This window comes from Vibrio sp. 03_296 (assembly GCF_002265885.1).
Map to the genome: position 1 here is coordinate 1 of NZ_NPKW01001391.1, position 529 is coordinate 529.

Below are 529 nucleotides of genomic sequence, written 5' to 3' on the forward strand. Positions count from 1 at the left end.
ACCTCACCATCGAACCGTTGATGGTCAACACGGAATTATCCTCGATACCTATACCACCGCGGGCAACATCAATGACTCACAGCCTTACGTTCAACGCTTAGATTACACGCTTGCTACATTCCAATTGAACCCGATAGCCGTTGGACTGGATGCGGGCTACTTTACCGCTCCRGTGGCGGAGTCACTTGAACGTCGAGGTATTCTTGGCGTGTTCGGTTATCGACGTCCATCGAGAACGAAAAATGCATTCAAAAAGAAACACTTTACTTACGACGCGCAAAGAGACAGCTACCAATGTCCGAATGGGCAGGYGTTGCTTTATAAAACCACATCACGCGATGCCTACCGAGAATACCACTCAGACCCGAAAGAGTGTGCGTTCTGTCCAATGAGGGATGACTGCACTCAAAGCAAAAACATGAAGAAAGTGATTACATCGGCATATCTATAGCGATGCCGTAGAGAGAGCAAATCAAATGCGGCTCTCTTCCTATGGCAAGAAGACTTATCGACGTCGAAGTGAAACAGT

Annotated in this window: 1 pseudogene; it reads left to right on the plus strand. The window is 47.6% G+C overall.

What is annotated here, in order from left to right:
* Positions 1–529: pseudogene (locus CIK04_RS32545) on the plus strand (transposase); the annotation flags it as partial.